A 2,499-nucleotide genomic window follows, 5' to 3' on the forward strand; every position below is an offset into this window, starting at 1 on the left:
CTGGTAGAGCAGAGCAGGCTCAGGGCTACTGAAAGCCCGCTCCGTACCGCTTAGCGGTCGGAGCCGGGTAGTTTACTCAGCGCCCTCCCCCCTAGTCTTTCTCCCAAGGGGCGAGGGGAGATCAGAAAAGGTTGGAATCAAAACTTTGCCCCACCTGTTCTAGGGATCGCCAACAGGGATTCACAAAATCAATAACCCCGCATCGGCTCCGCCTCTGGCTCCAATTCCGGATCTATGAAGTTGGACGGATCGTAGAGGAAGCGGTTGACCTCGTCCTCAATGCGATAGATCTCGAAGGGCTCCAATTGTTTGCCAGTTCGCAAGGCCAGCAGGTAGCCATCCACCAGCAGACGTAGCTCATCGGTGCGCCGGTAGCCCCGCTGCCAGGTATCCACCAGAGCATCGGTCAAAGCCTGATAGTGCCGGATCAACTTTGGGTCTTGCAACATGGTGTTCCCTTGCCCTGCCTGTTTCTATCCTAACGTTTGGTGTCTCTTTGTAAGCGGGGATTGCGAACGGGATCCCGAAGCTTGGTCTCTTCTTGGCTTCAAGCCATGGGCAGGTGCAGCCGCGAAGGCGTCTCGCCACCGCTGCGGAGAGTGATGGTGAGAATGCGGGCCTCAATCAGCCGCTCTTCCCGCATTCCCATACCCGTGTTGACAGGGTAGGCCGGGAAACAAGCCGCGCTGAGGCTGAGGCGCAGAGCATGACCGCAAGGAATGCGAATACAGGTGGGCTGACAGGGAATCAGAATGGGGGTACTGGGCTGGGGATCCCGTAGGCGACAATAGCCTTGGGAAAAGTTATACACCTGCCCATCGGGCCTTACCACCGAGAGCACAGCGCAAAGATCGAAACTGGGGCTGTCGGCCTCCGCGTACACCTCCACAGCAATGTCCCCGACCAGAACCAGCTCGGCTTGCAGCGGCGGAGTGGTATAGGTCAGGACATCGGTGCGGCAGTCGAGGGCAGAGCGCTCTTGCGGCCCGGCAGGCTGAACTAGGTGGCCCCCCAAGGCCGGCACCGGTCGCCAGGGATCGTGAACAAAGGTATCCGATTGTTGCGTCGGCGAGGGTTCAGGGCGAAGGGATCCCTCAGCTTCAGAGAGGGCAGCCAAGCCGGTGCTGTGTAGGTAAAAAGCTTTTGGCTCAGGGGTAGGCCAAGCATCAAAGCCGCGCCAGCGGTTGGATCCCATCTCGAACAGGCGTACCGGCGGCTCCTGGAGGATCCCTGTATCTTTGCCTTTGAGGAACTGGTCAAACCAGCGCACCTGCAGGCGATCGATGGGGCTGACAGCCTCTGGGCCAAAGTCCAACGCCCCCACTTTGCGCCCCCAAGGGAGATGGATCCAAGGGCCGATGATCAGGTATTGAGGGTTCTGGCTGCGGGCGCTCATTTCCTTGTAGAGGCGCAGGCTACCACTCAGGTAGCTGTCAAACCAGCCGGCAATGTGTAGCATCGGCAGATCCACCACCTCTAGACGGGGAGAGAGCTTGCGCCAGTATTCATCCGGCTCGCTGTGCTCCAGCCAGTCGAAGTAATAGGATTGGGGGGCATACTGCTGCAACACCCCCGGCTTGAGGGGGATAGGGTCGTAGAGGGGGAGATTGCGGGCAGCTTTCAAAAGCGCTTGGTAGGCATTGGCATCCCCCCTGAGACGCGCCCCTTCGGTCTCCAGTTGCAAGGCCCAACTGAGGTTGTTGTAGAAGGCAAAGGCCCCCCCTGGGTAAGCGGCATCGGCATAGAGATCGTAAGGCAGCATCGCCGGGCAGATGGCCTTCAAGGCGCTGGGACGGGTAGAAGCCGCATACAGCTGGGTCATGCCCTGATAAGAGAAGCCGTACATGCCCACTACGCCGTTGCTCCCCGGCAAGGCAGCCGCCCAATTGACGGCGTCAAACCCGTCTTCCACCTCATGGCGGAAAGGGTAGAAGGATCCCTTGGAAGTTCCCCGTCCGCGCACATCCTGGATGACCACAATGTACCCCTGGGCCGCATACCACCTGGGATGGGCATACACCACCGTCGAGGCAATGGCCCGCCCATAGGGCTGCCGCATCAGCAAAACCGGGTAGCTCCCCTCCCCTTGCGGGCGATAGACATCCGCGTCCAGTTGGATCCCGTCGCGGGTGAACATGGAAACGGTTTCGCGGGGACGAACGGGCAGCATGGTCTGGGTTGGGCTAGCGGATCTTGCCAAAGGGATACCAACCAAGGACAACCTAAGGGATCCCTGGGTGGATTCTTCCTAAGATAAAACAGAAGCCCTTATGAGAGGGAGAAACTCCCACCAGAGTTTGAGCCCCTTCCCTGGTATTGCCCTTGATCTCCGGCCTGCTGGCGCAAACGCAGCCCCCTCCAGACCCCTCTTTTATGGCTTTTATGGATTTATGGAAACAGAGACCCTGGGAAAAGATTTGTCGGAGCATGCCTCTAACCCCCAAAACCCTGAACTTTGCTGAATTTACTGAGCTTTAGGCGGTTTGGCAAAAGTCATTG

The 2,499-nt window shown here is 58.7% G+C and carries 2 protein-coding genes; both read right to left on the reverse strand.

Going from position 1 to position 2,499, the window contains the following annotated elements:
* Positions 1-188: 188 nt before the first annotated feature.
* Positions 189-449 (reverse strand): DUF6761 family protein, encoded by a 261-nt coding sequence (locus NW842_RS13855; RefSeq protein WP_011434405.1) that lies wholly within the window; start codon positions 447-449, stop codon positions 189-191.
* Between the two features lie 98 nt (positions 450-547).
* A complete protein-coding gene (locus tag NW842_RS13860; protein WP_414418269.1) occupies positions 548-2,221 on the reverse strand; it encodes a CocE/NonD family hydrolase in 1,674 nt (557 codons plus the stop codon).
* Positions 2,222-2,499 lie beyond the last annotated feature (278 nt).

It is taken from the genome of Synechococcus sp. R55.4, assembly GCF_047461935.1.
GTDB lineage: Bacteria > Cyanobacteriota > Cyanobacteriia > Thermostichales > Thermostichaceae > Thermostichus.